Genomic DNA, 20,501 nt, shown 5'->3' with positions numbered 1-20,501 from the left:
GACAGGGGGTGGGGAAATTTCCGCCCCGCACGTCGAGGGATCGGGCGCTCGCCAGGGGCGCGACAGGGGAAACAGATTCATGCAGAACTTGAAACGGCAGCTTTGCCGGTCGGCGGCGCTCGCACTCACGCTCTCCACGCTCGCGATGGCGACAGCTGCGGCAGCGCAGGGGACCGTGCGCCGTGCGCGCCTGACGATCGCCGCGCAGCCGATGGACCGCGCGCTGGAACAGCTCGCCCGCCAGAGCGGCAGCGACATCCTGTTCACCCGCGACGCCGTGGCGCAGTACAAGGCGCCGGCGCTTTCGGGCGAATTCGATGCCGAAACCGCGGTGCGCCGCCTGATCGCCGGCACGCCGCTCACCGTCGTCCGTGACGGTTCGGGCACGCTGATCGTACGGGCCTCGGCCACCACGCGGCCTACCCAGACGAGCGCGGCCGAGGCGACGAGCCCGTCGGAGGAGATCGTCGTCACCGCCAACTTTTCCGACGGCGTCGAGCGCGCGCTGGACGTGAAGCGCAACGCGGACTCGATCTCCGACGCCGTCGTCGCGGCGGACATCGGCAAGCTCCCCGCATTCAACGTGGCGGAAGCGCTGCAGCGCGTGCCCGGCGTCACCATCGTGCGCGAAGCGGGTGAAGGCCAGTTCATCAGCGTCCGCGGCCTCGGCCCCAATTTCCAGGCGGTGACCTTCGACGGCATGCCGCTGGCGTATAACGAGAATATTCGCAACTCGGGCCAGTCCGGCCGCCAGTTCCGGTTGCAGGTGCTGCCCGCGCAGCTGATCGACAGCGTCGTCGTCACCAAGTCGCCCACCGCCGATCTGGTGGAAAGCGGCATCGGTTCCTCGGTCGACATCCGGCTGATCAAGCCCCTTGATCGCAGCCCGTTCCTCGCGGTCAGCGCCTATGGCGGCTATGAGGCGCGCACCGACAAGCTGCAGCCCAATGGCGCGATTTCGGCGGGGTGGCGCAATAATGCCCACACCTTCGGCGTGCTCGCCGGCCTGTCCTACACCAAGCGCAACGTGCAGTTCGATCGCCTCCGCATCGGCTGGCAGGACACTGCGGTTCCCGGCTTCGGCACGATCCGCGCGCCCGGCGACGCGCAGCCCTATCTCGAGTTCGAGAACCGCGAGCGCATCAGCGCGGTGGCCGGCGTGCAATGGCGGCCCGCGACGAACGTGGAGGTGAAGATCGACGGCCTCTTCTCGCAGTTCAACAACGAGACCACCGAACGCCGCCTGACCTATTACATCCCCAGCCAGATCGCGCGGCTGGATCGCGCGACAGCCGTGGTCCGCGACGGTCGGCTGGTGGCGGGCACGATCCGCGGCGCGCGGATGCGCAACTATGCCGAATATATGGACCAGTCGCACCGCAACCTCCAGCTGAACGGCACCGTGAAGCTCGACCTGGACGGCTGGCGGATCGAACCGCGCTTCAGCTATGCGCAGGCGACCAGCGACCTCGATACCCCGATCCAACGCGTGCAGTACCGCACCGCGGACAAGGCCGGCGGCAACCTCACCTTCGATTTCAGCAACGACGTGGTGAACGACGGCAAGGTCAATGCGCTGTTCACCGATCTCGACCTCACCAACGCCTCGGGGATGATCTTCGAGAGCTTCGCGGTGCGTCCGATCAACTCGACGGACGAAGACAAGACGGCGGTGCTCAACGTCGGGCGCGATCTCGATGTCGGCATCGCCGGTCTTCGTTTCACCGGTCTGCGCTTCGGCGGACAATATTCCGATCGCTTCCGCGACTATCAGCGCCGCGACCGCAACGCCGCGGTGCTGCGCGCCGGCTCGACGCGGACGGCGGCGTATCTGGGCTATCCGGTGCCGTCCAACGCCTTCGACCAGTCGATCGAGAAGCGCCAGCCCTGGGCAAACGTCGACTGGGGGCTGTTCAACCAGAACTACACGCTGGGCGCGGAGTTCGACGGCGTGAATCCCAGCGCCTATGATCTGAAGCCCACCGCCGCCGATCTGCAGAATTCCTACCGCATCGGCGAGAAGATCGCGGCCGGCTATGGCCGCGTGGATTTCGCGGCGGAACTGGGCGGCGTGCCGCTCACCGGCAATCTGGGCGTGCGCTACGTCCGCACCCGCACCGACGTGCGCGGCACGACGGTCTCGCCGGTGGCGGACGGCAAGGGCGGCGTGACCACCACCGTCACCCCGGTGACGACGCACGCCAGCTATGAGGAATGGCTGCCCAGCGCCAATGCGACGCTCAAGTTCCTCGACAATGTCCAGCTGCGGCTCGGCATCGCCAAGACGATGACCCGCCCGTCGCTTTCGGAGCTGCGCAACTCGATCAACACCAACAGCGTCACCGTGACGAGCATCTACAACCAGGGTGCTGCCGCGCTGGCCGATCCCACGATCAACCTGCAGGCAAGTGCCGGCAACCCCGATCTGCGGCCTTATACCGCGTGGAATTTCGACGCGTCGTTCGAATGGTATTTCAACAAGTTCGGCGCGTTTACCGTCGCGGCCTTCCACAAGGACATCAGCGATTACGTCGCCTCCGACTTCCAGACCCGCAAGCTCGCCTTCGCGGTGAAGGACGGATCGACCCTGCCGGTGGACGTGCTGGTGGCGACGCCGGCGAACGTCGGTGATGCCAAGATCTCGGGCGTCGAGTTCGGCTTCACCAACAAGCTGCCCTTCGGCCTGGGCGTGACCGCCACCGCCACCTTCGCGACGACCAAGCTCGAGCTGGCGCGCCGCGGGGTCGGCGTGCAGACCGCGGGCATCCAGGGCGTGTCCGACGTCAGCTATTCGATCACGCCGTTCTTCGAGACCGGCCCGTTCGAGATCAATCTCAGCTACACCTATCGCAGCGACTATATCACCGATTCCGGCGCGCTGGTCACCTCGCTGCCCACGCCGCAGGATGTCGTCGCCTTCTACCAGAAGGGCTTCGGCATCGTCGATCTGGGCACCAGCTTTCGCGTGAAGCCCAATGTCGAACTGTTCGGCCAGGTGGTGAACCTGCTCGACCAGCGCCAGGTATCGTTTGCGGGCACCAAGCAGGAATTCAGCGAAATCCACACCTTCGGCCGCACGGTGAACGTCGGCATCCGCGCGAAGTTCTGATCGCGACTTCCGACGCGCAGGATCGCCGCACGAGGGTGCGCGATCCTGCGCTCGCTCCCCTGCCCTACGGGACGATCGGGACGGGGCTAGCGCAGGTGCGATGCCAGAAAATCGACGAAGACCCGTATCCGTGCCGGAACGGCCTGTCCCCCGACGAACACCGCATGGATCTGCTCCACGTCGCCGGGATTGAACGCTTCGAGAAGCGGCACGAGCGTGCCCGCCGCGATCGCCTCGGCAACGCTGAAGGCGCCCACCCGGGCGATCCCGACGCCGATCGCGGCAAGCTGCCCGAGCGTCTCGCCGTTATTGGCCTCGATATTGCCGCGAACTGACAGCGCGAAGGCCTTCCCGTCGCGCACGAACGGCCATACCGGCTCCGAGCGCCGGAAGCTGAAATTGAGGCAGTTGTGGGCGAACAGGTCTTCCGGCACCTGCGGCGTACCGTGGCGGCGCAGATACTCGGGCGCAGCGACGATCACCCGCCCGCTCTCGCCCAGCTTGCGCGCCGTGAGGCGGGAGTCGGGAAGCGGGCCGAACCGCACCGCCACGTCGGCCTGGCCGGCGGCAATGTCCACGATCGTGTCGGTCAGCGCGATGTCGATGAGGATATCGGGGTAGAGCGACGCGAAGCTGCCTAGCAACGGCACCACGCAGAGCCGGCCGTGCGACAGCGCCGCAGTGACGCGCAGCCTCCCCCGCGGGCTCCCCTGGTCGGCAATCTGCTGCTCCGCATCGTCGAGATCGGCGAGGATCCTCCGCGCCGCCTGGAGATAGGCGCGGCCTTCCGCAGTGAGGGTGAGCGCACGCGTCGAGCGCAGCACGAGCCGCACGCCGAGCCGCGCCTCGATCCGGTCGACCGCCCGCGCGACCGCCGAAGGGCTCATCCCCAGCTGCCGACCGGCCGCCGAGAAGCTGCCCTGCTCGATCACCGCGGCGAACAGCGCCAAGGCGTGGGCGCGGTCGCTGCCGCCCGTCAGCTTTGCGTCCATTGCAAAAATCCTTCGCGTCCGCCCCTGCTACCGCGGGCCGGACGCGCCGTCCATCTGCGCATGGAACAAGCAACAGGATGCGGCATCATGGAATATCGGCAATTGGGACAATCGGGGCTACGCGTACCGGCACTCAGCTTCGGCGCGGGCACGTTCGGCGGCCAGGGGCCGTTGTTCGCCGCCTGGGGCCAGACCGACGCAAGCGAGGCGCGGCGGCTGGTCGACATCTGCCTCGATGCCGGGGTCACGCTGTTCGACACCGCCGACGTCTATTCGGGCGGCGCATCCGAGGCGATATTGGGCGAGGCGATCCGCGGGCGGCGCGACGCCGTGCTCGTCTCGACCAAGACCGGGCTGCCGATGGGCGACAGCCCCCAGGATTGGGGCGCGTCCCGAGCGCGGCTGATCCGCGCGGTCGAGGACGCGCTGCGCCGGCTCGGCACCGACTATATCGATCTGCTCCAGCTCCACGCCTATGATGCTTCGACGCCGACCGACGAGGTGATGGCGACGTTCGACCGGCTGATCGCCGCCGGCAAGATCCGCTATGCTGGCGTGTCCAACTATCCCGGCTGGCAGGTGATGAAGGTGCAGGCGGTAGCAGACCGCCATGGCTGGCCGCGGCTGGTCGCCCACCAGGTCTATTATTCGCTGATCGGACGCGCCTATGAAGCCGATCTGATGCCGCTGGCCGCCGATCAGGGCCTCGGCGCGCTGGTGTGGAGCCCACTCGGCTGGGGACGACTGACCGGCAAGATCAGCCGCGACCGCCCGATCCCGGTCGGCAGCCGGCTGCACGCGACCGAGCAGTTCGCGCCCCCCGTCGAGGCCGAGCATCTGTATCGCGTGATCGATGCGCTGGAAGCGGTCGCGGCGGAGACCGGCAGAACGGTGCCGCAGATCGCGATCAACTGGCTGCTCCAGCGTCCGACCGTGTCCTCGGTCATCCTCGGCGCGCGCGACGAAGCGCAGCTGCGCCAGAATCTCGGCGCGGTCGGCTGGACGCTCGCCCCGGAACAGGTCGCCCTGCTCGATCGCGCGAGCGAGGTGCTGCCGCCCTACCCCCATACGCCCTATCACCAGCAGGAGGGCTTTGCCCGCCTGGCGCCGCGGCTCGTCTGACGGAGGCCGGCATGAAGAACAGATGGAGCCTGCTTGCCCTCGCGACGGGGGCATTCGGCATCGGCGTCACCGAGTTCGCGCCCATGGGTCTGCTCCCGGTCATCGCCCGGGACCTGCAGGTATCGATCCCCGCCGCGGGGCTGCTGGTCAGCGCCTATGCGCTGGGGGTATTGATCGGCGCACCGCTGATGACGCTGGCCACCGGGCGCTTGCCGCGCCGCCTGCTGCTGATCCTGCTGGCCGGCATCTTCACCACCGGCAATCTGCTGGCCGCGCTGTCCGGCAGCTACGCCATGCTGCTGGCAGCGCGCGTGCTGACCGCGTTCAACCACGGTGCGTTCTTCGGCGTCGGCTCGGTCGTGGCGGCGGGGCTGGTCCCGCCGGAACGCCGCGCGAGCGCGGTCGCCTCGATGTTCATGGGCCTCACCATCGCCAATGTGGTGGGGGTGCCGTTTGCCACCTGGGCCGGCGAGCATCTGGGCTGGCGCGCGTCCTTCTGGGGCATTGCCGGGCTTGGCGTCCTGACGATGATCGCGCTGCGGGTGACGCTGCCGGCGGTGCCGGCACCGCGCGGTGGCGACCTGCGCGCCGAGTTGCGCGTGCTCACCCGCCGCCAGGTGCTGGGCGCGCTCGCGCTGACGGTCGTGGGGGCGAGCGCGATGTTCACCGTGTTCACCTACATCACCCCGATCCTGCGCGAGGCGACGCACGCCTCGCTGGGCTTCGTCACGGCGATGCTGGTGACCTATGGCCTGGGACTTACCGTCGGCAACTGGCTGGGCGGCCGCTTCGCCGATCGATCCGTCGACCGGACCTTGATGGTGACGCTGGCCAGCCTCTCCGCGATCCTCGTCGCGTTTTCCTTCACGATGGACCGGGCCGGCGCGAGCGCGATCCTGATCTTCCTGTGGGGCGTGGCGAGTTTCGCGCTGGTGCCGCCCCTGCAGGTCCGGGTCATGGCCGCGGCGGGAGACGCCCCCAACCTGGCATCCGCGGTCAACATCGGCGCCTTCAACCTGGGCAACGCGACCGGCGCGGCGCTTGGCGGTGGCGTCCTTGCGGCCGGCCTCGGCTACCCCGCCATTGCCTTGGCAGGCGCCGCGACGTCGCTGCTTGGTCTGCTCGCCCTGTGGCTGAGCGGCCGGCGCCAAGCGGCCACGCAGCTCGCAGCCCGCATAATGTCGTGACCGCCGGTCGGAGGGTCGATATCAGCGCGGGATGGCGAGGAAGAAGCGTTACCTGACCGCGACCATGGCGGACGGCTATGTGAAGACGATCGGCCCCACCGCTGCGCCGTTCACGCATTTCTGGCGTATCGTCGCGGTCCTCGAAAACGGGAAGACGGAAGTCTTCTGGGGGCATAGCAAGTCGTCCAGGGAAGCGACCGGCAAGAAAGCGGCGGCGGCGGAGGCCGCCAGGAAGCGCGGCTGGCAATCCTTCGCGTTCGAGATCGTCGAACTCAGCGAGGGCGATCCGGCATAGCGGCCCCGCCCGCGCCGGACCGGGCCGCTTCCGCATCAAGGCTGCCATATCGGCCGGTAGGCCGGGTCGCGTTGCCGATCGAGGAAATAGGCAGCGCTGATGAAGGCGAGATGGTAAGCGCCCGCGGAAAGTTGCCGAGCGGCAGGCCGCGCCCGCAGGTCTTCTCGGCGAACAGGCCGAGGAGGTTGGCACCGTCCGCTCGCAGGCACTGGCACCGAACCGCCGAAACTCGCACGCAACATCATAAATGCTGCAACGACTTGCGGCGGATTCTTCAAGCAAGGTCCACGCCGGCCTCAATTGACAAAATGTTTTATCTATTTGATCAAGGGCCGTGCCAGCGGGCGGACCTCACCTTCAAAAGAAGGGGGGCCGTTCCGCAGTGAAGCAGCAAGGAGAGGTCCTGGGGAATGATACGCGCCCGCTCGAAAACCGCCGCACGCCCGCGTGCTACGCGCATGGCGTTGATCGGCACCGCCGCCTTGGCCGCCTGGGCGCCCGCCGCACGCGCGCAGGCACCCGTGGATCGCGCAAACCCGCTGGTAGGCACCGCCCCGCTTGATCGGTCCGAATGGATCGGCAACGCGCCGCCGGCCGGCGAACCGCTCTATTCGGGCATGACCTCGCCGGGCGCGCGGCTGCCGCACAGTTCGGTCGAGGCGGCGCCGGTCAACGTCAATGTCGAGCTGAGCTATCCCTGGGGCGTTCCCACCCCCTATTACTATACCAACCCGACGATGATCGGATTCACCGGCGGCGGCGGTCCCACCTATGGCGCGCGGGCCCAGCCGATTCTCATGCCGGTGGTCGGCGACTGGACGGTGCCGCCGGTCTACACCGAGGCGTGGTACGACAAGGCCCAGGAAACCGCCGCGCCCGGCTATTACTCGGTATTCCTGAACAGCTTCCGGACCAGAGCCGAACTGACCGCGACGCAGTGGACCAGCCTGATGCGGTTCACCTTCCCCGAAACCAGGCGCGCGCACCTGATCCTGAACCTGTCGGGGCGCGGCGGCGCGGTCGAGGTGGTCGGCGACCATGTCGTGCGCGGCATCGCGGCGGGGCCGCGCGAAGAAGATGTGCGCGACGGCCGCTATTTCGTCGCCGAATTCTCCAAGCCGTTCGCCGCCCATGGCACGTTCCGCAAGGCGCCGGGCGACAATCGCGGCTATGGCATCGGCGACAAGGACGTGCAGCCCGGCGCAGAGCGGATCGAGGGCAAGTTCGCCGGCGCCTATCTCGACTTCGCAACGCGCAAGGGCGAGGCCGTGCTGGTCAAGATCGCGCACGGCACCAGCTATGCGGAGGCCGAGCAGCGGCTGCGTGCAGAGAATTCGGGATGGGATTTCGACGGCGTGCGGTCCAAGGCGCGCGCGGCCTGGGCCGGCCTGCTCGACCGGGTGCAGGTAAGCGGCGGCACCCCCAAGCAGCAGATGCTGTTCTATTCGACGCTGTTCCAGTCCTTCGCCAGCCCGCGCCTGGTCGCGCGCAAGGGCGAGCGCTTCAGCGATGCCAAGGGCCAGGTGCAGACCGCCAGCTATGACCGCTACGGCCCGGTGCCCTTCTGGGATACCGGCCGCAACCAGATCGTGTTGCTGGAGCTGATGGAGCCCGAGGTGGTGGGGGACATTATGCGCTCCGAACTCGACATGGCGCGCGAGCGCGGCTTCATGAACACCTCGTTCCACGGCGACAATGCCGTGTTCCTGTATCTCGGCGCGATGAAGCGCGGCATCCCGTTCGATTATGCCGCGGCCTATGAGTATCTCCGCCGCAACGCCACCGACCCTAGGGGCCCGCGTGATTATCTGGCGGAATATGACCGGCAGGGCTGGATCGCCGACGAGGTGCCGCCGGGCAATCCCAGCCCGCCCTATGCCGGGGGCAAGGCGGGCGCGGCGACGACGCTCGAATATGCCTGGGACGATGCCGCGATGGCGGAGCTGGCGGCGCGGCTCGGCCACAAGGCGGATGCGGCGCGCTTCGCCAGACGCGCGATGAACTATCGCAACGTGTTCGATCCCGCGATCGGCTTCGTCCGCGGCCGCACCGCCGACGGCAAGTGGATCACGCCCTTCGATCCGGCCGAGCCCTATTACAACTTCATGATGAAGGAGGCCTCGGGCTGGTCGACCTTGTGGCTGGCGCCGCAGGACGTGCAGGGGATGATCAACGAGCTCGGCGGCCGGGCGGCGTTCAACGCCAAGCTCGATGCCTTCTTCGCGATGCCCTACGCCCCCAAGGGCATCTGCCGCGACTGCACCGGCGTGATCGGCCAGTTCGTCCAGGGCAACCAGCCCGACCAGCACGCCCCCTATCTCTACGCGTGGAGCGGCCAACCCTGGAAGACGCAAGCGCTGGTCCGCCAGGTGCTAGACCAGCTCTATGGCAGCGACGCGAGCGGCTATGGCTATCCCGGCATGGACGATCAGGGCGCGACCTCGTCCTGGTACGTGTTGAGCGCACTGGGCTTCTACCCCGTCGATCCGTCGAGCGACGTCTATGTGCTGGGCAGCCCGATCTTCGATCGCGCGACGCTCAGGATGGGCAACGGCAAGCTGCTGGAGATCGTCGCCCGGAACAACTCGGCGGCCAATCGCTACATCCAGTCGGCGACGCTGAACGGCCGCCCCTGGACCAGGCCCTGGTTCCGCCATGCCGACGTCGCGAACGGCGCGCGGCTGGTGCTGACCATGGGGCCCAAGCCCAACACCGCCTGGGGCAGCAGCCCCGCCGACGCCCCGCCTTCGCTCTCGCGCCCTTGAGGAGCCGCCTTATGCGCAGCCTGATCTACGCCCTCGCTTTGGCGGCCCTGCCCGCCCACGCCATCGCCCAGCAGGCGTCGCCGCCGCGCTCCGACGCGGTCTATACCGGCGCCATCACCACGCGCTGGGGCAAGGCCGTGACCCCCGACAATGCCTGGCGCAGCTATCCGCGGCCGCAATTCCAGCGGACCGAATGGCAGAATCTGAACGGCCTGTGGGACTATGCGATCACCCCCGCCGCAGCGCCGCAGCCGATGCGAATGGACGGGCAGATCCTCGTCCCCTTCCCCGTCGAATCCCGGCTCTCGCGCGTGGCACGCAAGGTCACGCCCGACGATCGCATCTGGTATCGCCGCAGCTTCACCGTTCCCAAGGACTGGGCCGGGCAGCATGTGATACTCAACTTCGGCGCAGTCGATCACGACGCGCGCATCTGGGTGAACGGCGGGATGGTCGGCGCCCACCAGGGCGGGTTCGACAGCTTCGGCTTCGACATCACCCCGTTCCTGAAGCCCGGCGCCAACGAGCTGGTGGTGCAGGTCGCCGACCCGACGAGCGCCGGCAGCCAGCCGCGCGGCAAGCAGATTCTCGCGCCCGACGGCATCTGGTACACCGCGGTCAGCGGCATCTGGCAGACGGTGTGGCTGGAGCCCGTACCCGCGCTCCACATCGACGACATCCGCACCACGCCCAATATCGATACCGGCAAGGTCGATGTCGACGTGGCACTCAGCGCCAGCGCGGCGGATACCGATGCGGTGCGGCTCAGCGTCCGGTCGGGCGCCAGGACGATCGCGACGACGATCGTGCGCGCCAATCGCCGGGCCAGCATCGCCGTGCCCGGTGCGCATCTCTGGTCGCCCGAAGACCCGTTCCTCTACGATCTCGTCGCCGAGCTGGTGACGGTACGCGATCCCTATGCCGGCCAGCCCGAGCGCGATCGTCGTGCCTATGATGCCCGCTTCACCAAGGGTGAAGTCGACACCTATGCCGCCGCCGAAGTGACCGGCGCCCCGCGCGACCGGGTGACTGCCTATTTCGCGATGCGCAAGATCTCGGTCGGGCCCGGCACGGTACCCGGCCAGCCGGCGCTGCTGCTCAACAACAAGCCCTATTTCCAGAACGGCGTGCTCGATCAGGGCTGGTGGCCCGACGGGCTGCTGACCCCGCCAAGCGAAGTCGCGATGCGCTACGACCTGGAGTTCCTCAAGAAGGCGGGCTTCAACATGGTCCGCAAGCACATCAAGGTCGAGCCCGCGCGCTATTATTACGACGCCGATCACCTGGGCATGCTGATCTGGCAGGACATGCCCTCGGGCGGCGGCGAGGACCAGTTCGTCACCGGCTCCAGCCAGAGCCAGGCGGTGCTCTCGTCCGATGTGATGGCGCAGCAGCAGGTCGAGCTGTCGCGGATGATCGGCCATCTCCGCGCCTTCCCCTCGATCGTGCTGTGGGTGGTGAACAACGAAGGCTGGGGCCAATATGACTCCGCCACCCTCGCCCGCTTCGTGAAGGGCATGGACCCGAGCCGGCTGGTAAATGCCGACAGCGGCTGGCTCGACGTCGCGGCGAGCGCCTCCGACGTGTTCGACATCCACACCTATGAGGACGTGCCCCATGTCCCCACCCGCCAGAGCGAGCGCGCGATCGTGATCGGCGAATATGGCGGGGTCGGCCAGCCGATCGAGGGGCATCTCTGGCGGAACGACAAGCGCTGGAGCTACCAGGTGACCACCGACTCCGCCGATTATCTCGCCCGCTACCGGCGCAAGTTCGCGGAGATCGTGCGCCAGGCCAGGGTCCATGGCCTCAGCGCCGCGGTCTATACGCAGACGACGGACGTCGAGGGCGAGATCAACGGACTACTCACCTATGACCGCGCCGTGGCCAAGGCGCCGGCGGAGGCTTTCGCGACCATGGCAAAGCCGCTTTGGGCGACGGATCGCGCAACGGACGGTGACGGCGGCGAGGCGGAAAAGCGACGATAGCCGCCGGGCCGGCTGCTTCGGCACCTATTCGACCTTTGCGCGCGGCTTCCTGCGCTTGGCCCGGCGGATGTTCCACTGCGTCCGCCAGAACGCATACACTGCCAAGCTTCCGAGCAGTGTCAGCGCAATGCCGGACACGCTCATGGCGAGCTTCCACGCCGGGCCGCCGATCTTGGCGGCATGCACCGGGTAGAGCTTCTCCCGGATCGATGCTGCAAGGCCTCCCGCCGCGGGATCCGCGCGGCCGACAACCGCCAGCGTCGCCGGATCCGCATAGACGAAGGTCCGACCATTCGGCGTCCATTCGAACGGCTGGCGAAGCCGCAGGACGATGGGTGCACCGGCCTTTCGCGGCCATTGCAGGCGGCGGAACTCGGCACCGGGAAAGATCGCAGCGGCAGCCTCGAAAAGCGGCCTCAGGTCCCTGCGCCCCTGCACCTCGCGAACCTCGACCCGCGGCGGTCGCGGACGCGCTTCGGCCAGCAGCCCGCCGCCCAACACGGGGAAGACCATCAGCACCCCCGTCACCAGCGACACGAGCAGCAAGGGCGCGGCCACCACACCGAGGTCGCGGTGATGGTGGACGATCGCGCCGGGCTTCATCGTCATGGGCCAGGCCCGCAGACGGAAGCGGCGCCGCGTCCGCCACCACAAGAGGATACCCGTGACGACAAAGAACAGCCCCACCAGCCCGGCGACGCCGGTGATCGTCTCCCCCGTATCGCCGATCAGCAGGCGATGGTGAAGATCGAACAGCCACAGCTCGGGCCGCTGCCACGAGGCGGACCAGCGGGCGACCGTTTCCCCCGCCTGGCTGAGATAGGCGCCGCTCCCGTCCTTGAACACGACCTGGTGCACGCCGAGACCATCGCCCGCGAAGGTGACGCGATCGATCGGCTGCGATCCGCCCGAGATCATGGCGACGGCCTTCGCCAGCGACGCCGGATCGGCCCGGACGGGATCGCCTGCATGCGCCACGAAGGTCAGTTCGTCCCGCCACACCAGCAGCGTGCCCGTCAGGCCCAGCAGCGCCAGCAACAGGCCGCCGATCGCGCCGATCCAGCGGTGCAGCAGGGCCAGAAGATGCATCAGAACCCGGCCTGCCAGCTCAGCGTGAAGTTGCGACCGCGGCCGGTGTAGAAGCGGGCATTGTCGGTCGGCCCCTGGGTGTCGCTGTAATAGGTGACATAGTCGGTGTTGCCGAGATTCTGGACGCTCAGCATCATGCGGCCGATCGGCAGGTCATAGGCGACATAGGCGTCGAACAGCCGATAGCCGATGAAATCATTGGCGATCGGCTGCCCCTCGAACCGGCGCGACAGATAATAGCGGCCCTGCAGCCGCGCGCTGAACCGGCCGCGGCTATAGTCGATGTTGAGGTTGAGCCGATCCGGCGAGATGTTGGCGCCGTCGAGATCGGCATCCATCCGGCCGTCGCCGTTGGTGTCCGTACGCCCGCTGACATGGGCGAAGCCGGTGCCGAGCTTGAGCCCCGGCAGCGGGGTGCGAACGCCCAGGTTCACCTCCAGCCCTTGAATATCGATCGGCTGGCGCGACACGTTGAAGATGCCGTCGCTCCCGCGCACCAGCACTTGGCCCAGATCGCTCGACGACCAGTAATAGGTGGCGCTCGCCTCCAGCGGCCCCTGGTTCACCTCCACCCCGAGCTCGCGGTTGTTAGAGACGACGGGCGTCAGGTCGAGAAAGTCGGCGATGCGAATGTTCGGCTGGGTGATGCCGCGCAGGACGCGCCCGATATCGGCAATCGTATAGCCTTCGGCATAGCTGCCATAGGCGCGGATGCCCTTGATCGGCTCCACCACCACGCCGCCGTTCCAAAGGGCACGCTCGAACGAGGGCTTGCCGCCGATGACCGCTCGCGCATTCGCGCTGGCGAGCGTCGTGTAATCGGGGATGTCGAGCTGGACATTCTCATAACGCACGCCGCCGGCCAGCCGCACCACGCCGTCGAACAGCTTGAGATTTGCCTGCCCGAACGGCGCCAGGCTGCGGAAATCGGTCTGCGGCACCCAGGCCCGGCCGGTCTGGACGAGATCCTGCTTGGTGCGATCGACCAGCGCGTCGAACCCGGCGGTCAGCGTCAGCGCCTCGAAGCCGGGCACCGCACGCTCATAGCTGACCTTGCCGCCGATCTTGCGCGACACGTTGCGCGACTGGTCGAACAGCGTGCCGATCGGCGCGATCCGCGCGTCCTGGAACGTCGCCAGGACACCCCCGGCGAAGGTGTCGCTGGTGCGGTTGTAGAAGCCCTGCAGCGTGAACGCCCCGCCCGCCAGATCGCCGTCGGTAAGCGAGGCCGACAGCATTTCGGCCACGCCCGTGGAGGGCTGCCCCGGCGTCTCGCCGCGCCGGCTGGTGGCGGGAATGCCCAGCGCCCGATTGCCGTCGACCGGAACATAATGATTGTTGCCCTCCAGCCGGAAGCGGTTGGCGATCACCTCCAGCCGCGCGCTGGGCGAGAGGTCGACCCCGACCCGCCCGAAGAAGGACAGGCTGTCGGTGTCCTGGATCTCGCTCTGGTTGCCGTCGAGCCCGATGCGGCGCCCGCGCCCGTCGAGGAAGACGCCGCGCCGCTCGAAGGCGACGCCGCCGGTCGCGTCGAACGCGCCGCTGCGGACATTGACCAGGCCAGCGACCTTGCCGCCAAGCGAGGCGCCGGAGAAATCGTCGCCGCTATTGCCCTGGAGCAGGGCCCGCCCGCTCCAGCCATTCTCCTTGGGCGCCGCCACGGTCACCTGATTGACCACGCCGCCGGTCGCGCCGATGCCTTGCAGGGCATTGGAGCCGTAGATGACCTCCACCCGGTCGATAAAGAAGGGGTCGATGGTGTAGCCGTCGCGCGCGCCGTCGCGGATCGGCGTCGTCTGCGGGATGCCGTTAATTGCATACAAGGGCGAACGGCCGCGCAGCGTCTCGCCGAAGCCGGTGATCTTCTCGCGCGTCGGCGAGAAGGACGGCAGCAGCGCCGAGACGGCATCGACGGTGGAGCCGGAGACCGTGACCTGGCGCGACAGCGTCTCGCGATCGATGACGTCCACCGTCAGCGGCAGCGCGCTGGCCGGGAGGATGGTCCGCGCTGCGGTGACGACGATGTCCTCCCGCCGGGTGTTGGCGACATCGGTATCGGAATCGGGACGGCGGTCCTGGGCCTTGGCGCTTCCGGTCCAGATGATGGCTGCGGCGATTACGCCGAATGCGAACTTCATGGTCTTCCCCTTTCGGGGCGCGATAGAAAACCAGCGCAAGTTTTGCAACAGCCTCGCATTAGCACTGCATCACAAGCCGTCACGGGCTCCACCGCCTTCCAGTCCTATCTCAGGGACGACCAGCCGCAGGTTCTGGCCGTCCGCCAATGGGCGACGACCTCGGGCCGAGAGCGGCACCTCACCCCGCTACAGCGAGCACATTCTGAAAGGACGTCGTGGTCGGAAGCGCAGCAACGGCTGACCAACGCGTTGCACGACAGCTGCGGGAAGGTGGGTGTGGCGCGGCCTTCTGCCAGGCAGCCGCAATAACGGACGCTTGCGGCAGGTACTCCGTCAAAGCAGCCGCTGCCACCATCCTACATCGTGCCAGCGCCCGAATTTCGAGCCGACCTCCCGATACACACCGAGCAGCTCGAAACCCATGCGCTCATGAAGGGCGACACTTCCCGGGTTCGGCAGCGCGATACCGGCGAACGCGGCATGGAAGCCGCGCGCCGCCAGTTCCGGAAAAAGCTGGGCGTAAAGGGCGCGGCCGATGCCCGAACGCCGCGCCTCCTCGGCGATGTAGACGGTGACATCGACAGACCAGCGATAGGCGGCGCGGGTCCGGTGCTGGCCGGCATAGGCGTAGCCGACCACCACACCGGCACGCTCGGCGATCAGATACGGGTACGCCGTGGACGTCGCTTCGATACGGGCCGCCATCTCGCCGATCGACGGCGGCACCTCTTCGAACGAGATCGCGGTATGCTCCACGACGGGTGCATAGATGGCGTGCACGCTGGCAGCGTCCGCTACCGTTGCCGGTCGTACGGACACGGCACTCATGCGCGGCCCCCTTGTGGCGCGGTGGCGATGCTCGACAGGTCGGCGGCAGGCTCGACGGCCATGCCCGCCTGCTTGCGCTCCGAATAGCGGTCGACCAGCTGCGGCGTGTGCGGGCGGAGCAGGACGGTGAAGCGCACCAGCTCCTCCATCACGTCCACGATCCGGTCGTAATAGCTCGACGGCTTCATGCGGCCCGTCTCGTCGAATTCCTTGTACGCCATCGCGACCGACGACTGGTTGGGGATGGTGAACATCCGCATCCAGCGGCCGAGCAGGCGCAGTGTGTTGACCGCGTTGAACGACTGCGAACCGCCCGACACCTGCATGACGGCCAGCGTCCGCCCCTGCGTCGGGCGCATGCCCTTCATTTCCAGCGGCAGATGGTCGATCTGCGCCTTCATGATCCCGGTGATCTGTCCGTGCCGCTCGGGACTGCACCAGACCTGACCCTCGGACCACAGCGCCAGTTCGCGCAGCTCGTGCACCGCTGGGTGGTCGTCACCAGGCACCTGGTCGGGGAGCGGCAAGGTGGAGGGATCGAAGATGCGCGTCTCCGCGCCGAACAGGCGCAGCAGGCGGGCCGCTTCCTCGACAGCCAGCCGCGAGAAGGAGCGCTCGCGCAGCGAGCCGTACAGCAACAGGATACGGGGCGCGGGATCGAGCGGCCCCAGGCCCAGTGCCGGCCGCGAATGGACATAGGCGGCATCGAGTGCCGGCAGGATGTCCGGATCTTCCAGCGTGCGTAGCGGCATCAGGCGGCGGCTCCCCGTTCATACCAGCCCCGCGAAGCCTTCACGATCGAGACGACCGACAGCATCACCGGCACTTCCACCAGCACGCCGACCACGGTCGCCAGCGCGGCACCCGACTTGAGCCCGAACAGCGAGATAGCGGCGGCAACCGCCAGTTCGAAGAAGTTGGACGCCCCGATCAGCGCCGAGGGCGCCGCCACGCACCAGGCAACGCCGAACCTGCGCGACAGCCAATAGGCGAGGCCGGCGTTCAGATAGACCTGGATGAGGATCGGCACCGCCAGGAGCGCGATCACCAGCGGCTGCGCGACGATCGCCTCGCCCTGGAAGCCGAACAGCAGGACCAGCGTCGCCAGCAGCGCGACGAGCGACACGGGACCGAGGCGGTCGAGCAGCCGATCCAGCGCTGCCTGCCCGCCGCGCGTCAACACGGCGCGGCGGACGAGCTGGGCGGCGATCACCGGCACGACGATGTAGAGCAGCACCGAGATCAGCAGCGTATCCCACGGCACCGTGACCGACGCCACGCCGAGCAGCAGCCCGACCAGCGGCGCGAAGAGAAACACCATCAGCACGTCGTTCAGCGCGACCTGCGACAGCGTATAGGTCGGCTCTCCCTCGCAGAGGTTCGACCACACGAACACCATCGCCGTGCAGGGCGCCGCCGCGAGCAGGATCAGGCCGGCGATATAGGACGGCCCCTCCCCCGCCGGCAGCAGCGGTGCGAACAGCCAGCCGATGAACAACGTGCCCAGCGCCGCCATCGAGAAGGGCTTCACCGCCCAGTTGATGAACAGCGTGACGCCGACGCCCTTCCAGTGCTGCCGCACCGAGCCGAGCGCGCCGAAGTCGATCTTGAGCAGCATGGGGATGATCATCAGCCAGATCAGCACCGCGACGATCAGGTTGACGCGCGCGACTTCGGCCGACGCGATCGACGCGAAGACGCCAGGCAGCAACTGCCCCAGCCCGATGCCGGCGGCGATGCAGAGCAGCACCCACAGCGTCAGATAGCGCTCAAAGGTGCCGATGGCGGGACGCGCAGGTGCTGCGTCCAGTGTAGGGGAAACCGTCGACATGGCGTCAGCGCACCCGTTCGCCGGCGGCATCGACCACCTGTTCGCCATCCTCCTTGGCGAACGCCCCGCGCTGGGCGGCCGGCAACAGGTCGAGGACGGCTTCGGAGGGGCGGCACAGCTTCACCCCCAGCGGTGAGGCGACCAGGGGACGGTTGATCAGGATCGGGTGCGCCATCATCGCGTCCAGAAGCGCATCGTCGGACAGCGACGGGTCGCCCAGGCCCAGCTCGGCATAGGGGGTGCCCTTTTCGCGCAGCAGGTCGCGCGGGCGCATCCCGGCGCGGGCGATCAGGTCGACCAGCATCGCCCGCGAAGGCGGGGTCTTCAGATACTCGACGACATGCGGCTCGATGCCGGCATTGCGGATCATGGCGAGTGCGTTGCGCGACGTGCCGCACTCGGGGTTGTGATAGATGATGATGTCGACGGCCATGGCACGTCCTTTCAGCAGCAGGGGGCGAGTTCGGCGACGAGCGGCGCGCACAACTCGGCGCTGCCCGCACAGCAATCCTTGACGAGGAACAGCGTCAGCGCGCGCAGGCCCGCCAGGTCGGCGCGATAGATGATCGAGCGGCTTTGCCGCTCGGAGTGGATCAGGCCGGCGCGCGCGAGAATACCGAGATGCGCCGACATAGTGTTCTGCGGCACCTCCAGCTGGCGAGCGATCTCCCCCGCCGCCATGCCGTTCGGCTCGTGCCGCACCAGTAGGCGAAACACGTCGAGACGTGTTCCTTGAGCAAGGGCGCCGAGCGCGGCTATAGCCGAATCATTTTCCATATATCCAGCATAGTAGATATATTAGCCCCGGCCAACGACATTCGACATAGCCTGCCAGCGCGGCCGATCGCGGCCCGCGTTGGTGGATGCGTCTGCCGATCGCCCCCAGGTCAGCCGGTCGCGGGCTCGCCGCCTGCCGCCGGAAGCGAGAATGCCTCCCATGCGGCGAGGAACAGCGCGGCGATGATCGGGCCGACCACGAAGCCGTTGAAGCCCATCAGCTCGAAGCCGCCCAGCGTTGCGATCAGCACGATATAGTCGGGCATCTGCGCATCATGCCCGACCAGTATCGGTCGCACGACATTGTCGACGCTGCTGATGATGATGAAGCCGCAGGCGAACAGCAGGGTCGCCTGCCAGACCGCCCCGGTGGCGAGAAGGTACAAGGTCATCGGAACCCAGATCAGCCCGGTTCCGATCGCGGGGAACAGCGAGAAGAAGCCCATCGCCACGCCCCAGAGCAGCGCACCGGGAATCCCGAGAGCCCAGAAAATGAGCCCGCCGGTGATACCCTGCAGCGCCGCGACGATCAGGCTTCCCTTGATGGTAGCCCGGATCACGGTGACGAATCTGGCGACGAGGATCACGCGCTGTGTCCTCTCGACGGGCAGTGCGCGCTCGATCCGCGCCGCGATCGCGCGGCCGTCGCGCAGCAGGAAGAAGGTCAGATAGAGCATCACGCCCAGTTGCAGGAAAAAGCCGAGCGTCCCCTGCCCGATACGCACGATCCGCGCCGCCACCGCCTGAAAGCCGTCGGCCAGCCCGCGGCTGAGCGTGGCGCGCACCCCGTTGATGTCGCCCAGCCCGATATCGGCGAGCCAATGGCGCGCCCATGCGGGTAAATGGCGTTGCAGATCCGCGACCAGCCGCACGACATCGATGTCGCCGCCTTGCACGCGCGCATAGAGCCCCTTGGCCTCCGCGACGAGCGCCCCGCCAAGAAGCATCGCCGGCACCACGAACAGCGCGATGATCGCGAGCAACGTGACGAGGATCGCGACGTTGCGGCGGCCAGGCATGGCGCGCACCAGCCGCGCGTTCAGCGGGTCGAACAGCACTGCCGCGATCACCGCCCAGAGGATCGCTCCGGAAAATGGCGTGACCAGCCAGAGGAAGGCGAGCGTCACGCCGCCGAGCAGCGATAGCGGAAAGGCGCGCGCGAAGGTCATGGCCGCCGTCCAGCCGCGCCACGGGCCATTATCCCCTGGAGCAGCGGCTTGCACCCCTCGAGCATCACCAGCAAGGCGACACCGAGCGCGACCGCCAACGCCATGTCGCTCCAGGCGATCGCCCCGAACTTCAGCAGCGCCTGTGCCGAGGGAAGCAGCAGGATCAGCCCGGTCCCCCCGACGATCGCGGCAGCGATGTACCGCAGCGCGAGGTTGTGACGCACGAGCGCGGCACCCAGTGCGGCGCTGAACGAACGGTTGACCAGCACCAGCGCCACGATCTCGGCGATCAGCGCGAAGAAGATCAGCGCGCGCAACTCGGCCTCGGGCATGGCCGACCAGGTCTCCACCAGGAAGACGGCCGCCAGCATGGCGAAGGCCAGGCCGCCCTGAAAGATGCTCCAGCCGATCATCGGCAGCGAGAACAGCGGCCCGTCCGGCGCGCGCGGCGGACGCCGCATCACATCGTCTTCGGCACGTTCGGCCTCGAACACCAGCGCGCAGACCGGATCGATCACCATTTCGAGCAGCGCGATGTGGATGGGGCCGAACAGGATCGGCAGCCCCAGGCACAAGGGCAGGAGCGCCAAGCCCGCGATCGGCACATGCACGGCGAAGATGAAGGCCATGGCCTTGCGGATATTGTCGTAGATCTGCCGGCCGAGCCGCACCGAGCGGACGATCGCGCCGAAATCATCGTCGAGCAGGACGATCGCGGATGCCTCGCGCGCGACATCGGTGCCGCGCCGGCCCATCGCCACGCCGATATGCGCGGCCTTGAGCGAGGGAGCATCGTTCACGCCGTCCCCCGTCATCGCGACGATCTCGCCCTTCGCCTTATAGGCCTGGACGATCCGAAGCTTCTGCTCGGGCATGATCCGCGCAAAGACGGTGACGGTCTCGAGGCGCGCGGCAAGCTCGGGCGCGTCGAGCCGGGCCAGTTCGTCGCCGGTCAGGACGTCGCCCTCGGCGATCCCCGCCTGGGTCGCGATCGAGCGCGCGGTCGCCGCATAGTCGCCGGTGATCATTACCACCCGGATCCCCGCGTCGCGGCATTCCGCGACGGCGGCGGGAACGCTGGCCCGCAGCGGGTCCGCGAGTCCGATCAGCCCGGCCTGGTCTGCCTTGGAAAAACTGGTCCAATTCTGAAGAGAGCCCTGCGGGGCGTGAGAATTGGAGATTGGTATGGGACGTCAGCGGTTTACGCCGGA

At 67.7% G+C, this 20,501-nt stretch carries 16 protein-coding genes; 6 read left to right on the top strand and 10 right to left on the bottom strand.

What is annotated here, in order from left to right:
* Nucleotides 1–79: 79 nt before the first annotated feature.
* On the top strand, nucleotides 80–3,109 hold the full coding sequence (locus tag GGR89_RS17950; RefSeq protein WP_125974871.1) for a TonB-dependent receptor: 3,030 nt from the start codon (nucleotides 80–82) through the stop codon (nucleotides 3,107–3,109).
* 86 nt (nucleotides 3,110–3,195) lie between these two features.
* Here the strand turns inward: GGR89_RS17950 and GGR89_RS17945 are convergent, their stop codons facing one another.
* Nucleotides 3,196–4,101, bottom strand: coding sequence for a LysR family transcriptional regulator (locus tag GGR89_RS17945; RefSeq protein ID WP_125974873.1), 906 nt, complete (start codon nucleotides 4,099–4,101; stop codon nucleotides 3,196–3,198).
* Nucleotides 4,102–4,188: 87 nt separating this feature from the next.
* Between GGR89_RS17945 and GGR89_RS17940 the strand changes: the two genes are divergently transcribed.
* The 5 genes from GGR89_RS17940 to GGR89_RS17920 all read left to right on the top strand — a co-directional run bounded on the left by GGR89_RS17940 (nucleotide 4,189) and on the right by GGR89_RS17920 (nucleotide 11,458).
* Entirely contained in the window at nucleotides 4,189–5,223 is a 1,035-nt protein-coding gene (locus tag GGR89_RS17940) for an aldo/keto reductase (RefSeq protein ID WP_125974875.1), read from the top strand.
* Nucleotides 5,224–5,234: 11 nt separating this feature from the next.
* On the top strand, nucleotides 5,235–6,410 hold the full coding sequence (locus GGR89_RS17935; RefSeq protein ID WP_125974877.1) for an MFS transporter: 1,176 nt from the start codon (nucleotides 5,235–5,237) through the stop codon (nucleotides 6,408–6,410).
* Nucleotides 6,411–6,441: 31 nt separating this feature from the next.
* The gene (locus GGR89_RS17930; protein WP_125974879.1) at nucleotides 6,442–6,705 is read left to right on the top strand and encodes a hypothetical protein; all 264 of its coding nucleotides are present in this window, start codon (nucleotides 6,442–6,444) and stop codon (nucleotides 6,703–6,705) included.
* Between the two features lie 458 nt (nucleotides 6,706–7,163).
* Nucleotides 7,164–9,470 (top strand): GH92 family glycosyl hydrolase, encoded by a 2,307-nt coding sequence (locus GGR89_RS17925; protein ID WP_125974881.1) that lies wholly within the window; start codon nucleotides 7,164–7,166, stop codon nucleotides 9,468–9,470.
* A gap of 11 nt (nucleotides 9,471–9,481) precedes the next feature.
* The gene (locus tag GGR89_RS17920; RefSeq protein ID WP_125974883.1) at nucleotides 9,482–11,458 is read left to right on the top strand and encodes a glycoside hydrolase family 2 protein; all 1,977 of its coding nucleotides are present in this window, start codon (nucleotides 9,482–9,484) and stop codon (nucleotides 11,456–11,458) included.
* A gap of 24 nt (nucleotides 11,459–11,482) precedes the next feature.
* Here the strand turns inward: GGR89_RS17920 and GGR89_RS17915 are convergent, their stop codons facing one another.
* From GGR89_RS17915 to GGR89_RS17875, 9 genes are all read right to left on the bottom strand, one after another.
* Nucleotides 11,483–12,547, bottom strand: coding sequence for a PepSY-associated TM helix domain-containing protein (locus GGR89_RS17915; RefSeq protein WP_125974885.1), 1,065 nt, complete (start codon nucleotides 12,545–12,547; stop codon nucleotides 11,483–11,485).
* Entirely contained in the window at nucleotides 12,547–14,685 is a 2,139-nt protein-coding gene (locus GGR89_RS17910) for a TonB-dependent receptor (protein ID WP_125974887.1), read from the bottom strand. The genes GGR89_RS17915 and GGR89_RS17910 overlap by 1 nt, the downstream gene beginning before the upstream one ends.
* A gap of 333 nt (nucleotides 14,686–15,018) precedes the next feature.
* Nucleotides 15,019–15,513 carry an arsinothricin resistance N-acetyltransferase ArsN1 family B gene (locus GGR89_RS17905; RefSeq protein WP_125974889.1) on the bottom strand — a complete coding sequence of 165 codons (495 nt, stop codon included), beginning with the start codon at nucleotides 15,511–15,513 and terminating at the stop codon, nucleotides 15,019–15,021.
* Entirely contained in the window at nucleotides 15,510–16,265 is a 756-nt protein-coding gene (gene arsH, locus GGR89_RS17900) for an arsenical resistance protein ArsH (RefSeq protein WP_125974891.1), read from the bottom strand. Before arsH ends, GGR89_RS17905 begins: the two co-directional genes overlap by 4 nt.
* Nucleotides 16,265–17,344, bottom strand: a complete 1,080-nt coding sequence (gene arsB / locus GGR89_RS17895) for an ACR3 family arsenite efflux transporter (RefSeq protein WP_125974893.1) — start codon at nucleotides 17,342–17,344, stop codon at nucleotides 16,265–16,267. The genes arsH and arsB overlap by 1 nt, the downstream gene beginning before the upstream one ends.
* Nucleotides 17,345–17,348: 4 nt before the next feature.
* Nucleotides 17,349–17,777, bottom strand: a complete 429-nt coding sequence (arsC, locus tag GGR89_RS17890) for an arsenate reductase (glutaredoxin) (RefSeq protein WP_125974895.1) — start codon at nucleotides 17,775–17,777, stop codon at nucleotides 17,349–17,351.
* Nucleotides 17,778–17,788: 11 nt separating this feature from the next.
* The gene (locus GGR89_RS17885; protein WP_125974897.1) at nucleotides 17,789–18,121 is read right to left on the bottom strand and encodes an ArsR/SmtB family transcription factor; all 333 of its coding nucleotides are present in this window, start codon (nucleotides 18,119–18,121) and stop codon (nucleotides 17,789–17,791) included.
* Between the two features lie 110 nt (nucleotides 18,122–18,231).
* Complete coding sequence (locus tag GGR89_RS17880; RefSeq protein ID WP_125974899.1) at nucleotides 18,232–19,290, bottom strand: AI-2E family transporter; 1,059 nt, start codon at nucleotides 19,288–19,290, stop codon at nucleotides 18,232–18,234.
* Nucleotides 19,287–20,378, bottom strand: coding sequence for an HAD-IC family P-type ATPase (locus tag GGR89_RS17875; protein ID WP_425338778.1), 1,092 nt, complete (start codon nucleotides 20,376–20,378; stop codon nucleotides 19,287–19,289). The genes GGR89_RS17880 and GGR89_RS17875 overlap by 4 nt, the downstream gene beginning before the upstream one ends.
* Nucleotides 20,379–20,501 lie beyond the last annotated feature (123 nt).

Origin of the sequence: Sphingomonas trueperi (genome assembly GCF_011927635.1) — a bacterium.
Classification (GTDB): Bacteria; Pseudomonadota; Alphaproteobacteria; order Sphingomonadales; family Sphingomonadaceae; genus Sphingomonas; species Sphingomonas trueperi.
This window is presented reverse-complemented; position numbering and strand designations above follow the sequence as displayed.

Excerpts from the sequence above, each read along its gene's own strand:
- GGR89_RS17950 (WP_125974871.1), top strand. The coding sequence starts at position 80 with ATGCAGAACTTGAAACGGCAGCTTTGCCGGTCGGCGGCGCTCGCACTC.
- GGR89_RS17945 (WP_125974873.1), bottom strand. The coding sequence starts at position 4,101 with ATGGACGCAAAGCTGACGGGCGGCAGCGACCGCGCCCACGCCTTGGCG.
- GGR89_RS17940 (WP_125974875.1), top strand. The coding sequence starts at position 4,189 with ATGGAATATCGGCAATTGGGACAATCGGGGCTACGCGTACCGGCACTC.
- GGR89_RS17935 (WP_125974877.1), top strand. The coding sequence starts at position 5,235 with ATGAAGAACAGATGGAGCCTGCTTGCCCTCGCGACGGGGGCATTCGGC.
- GGR89_RS17930 (WP_125974879.1), top strand. The coding sequence starts at position 6,442 with ATGGCGAGGAAGAAGCGTTACCTGACCGCGACCATGGCGGACGGCTAT.
- GGR89_RS17925 (WP_125974881.1), top strand. The coding sequence starts at position 7,164 with ATGGCGTTGATCGGCACCGCCGCCTTGGCCGCCTGGGCGCCCGCCGCA.
- GGR89_RS17920 (WP_125974883.1), top strand. The coding sequence starts at position 9,482 with ATGCGCAGCCTGATCTACGCCCTCGCTTTGGCGGCCCTGCCCGCCCAC.
- GGR89_RS17915 (WP_125974885.1), bottom strand. The coding sequence starts at position 12,547 with ATGCATCTTCTGGCCCTGCTGCACCGCTGGATCGGCGCGATCGGCGGC.
- GGR89_RS17910 (WP_125974887.1), bottom strand. The coding sequence starts at position 14,685 with ATGAAGTTCGCATTCGGCGTAATCGCCGCAGCCATCATCTGGACCGGA.
- GGR89_RS17905 (WP_125974889.1), bottom strand. The coding sequence starts at position 15,513 with ATGAGTGCCGTGTCCGTACGACCGGCAACGGTAGCGGACGCTGCCAGC.
- arsH (WP_125974891.1), bottom strand. The coding sequence starts at position 16,265 with ATGCCGCTACGCACGCTGGAAGATCCGGACATCCTGCCGGCACTCGAT.
- arsB (WP_125974893.1), bottom strand. The coding sequence starts at position 17,344 with ATGTCGACGGTTTCCCCTACACTGGACGCAGCACCTGCGCGTCCCGCC.
- arsC (WP_125974895.1), bottom strand. The coding sequence starts at position 17,777 with ATGGCCGTCGACATCATCATCTATCACAACCCCGAGTGCGGCACGTCG.
- GGR89_RS17885 (WP_125974897.1), bottom strand. The coding sequence starts at position 18,121 with ATGGAAAATGATTCGGCTATAGCCGCGCTCGGCGCCCTTGCTCAAGGA.
- GGR89_RS17880 (WP_125974899.1), bottom strand. The coding sequence starts at position 19,290 with ATGACCTTCGCGCGCGCCTTTCCGCTATCGCTGCTCGGCGGCGTGACG.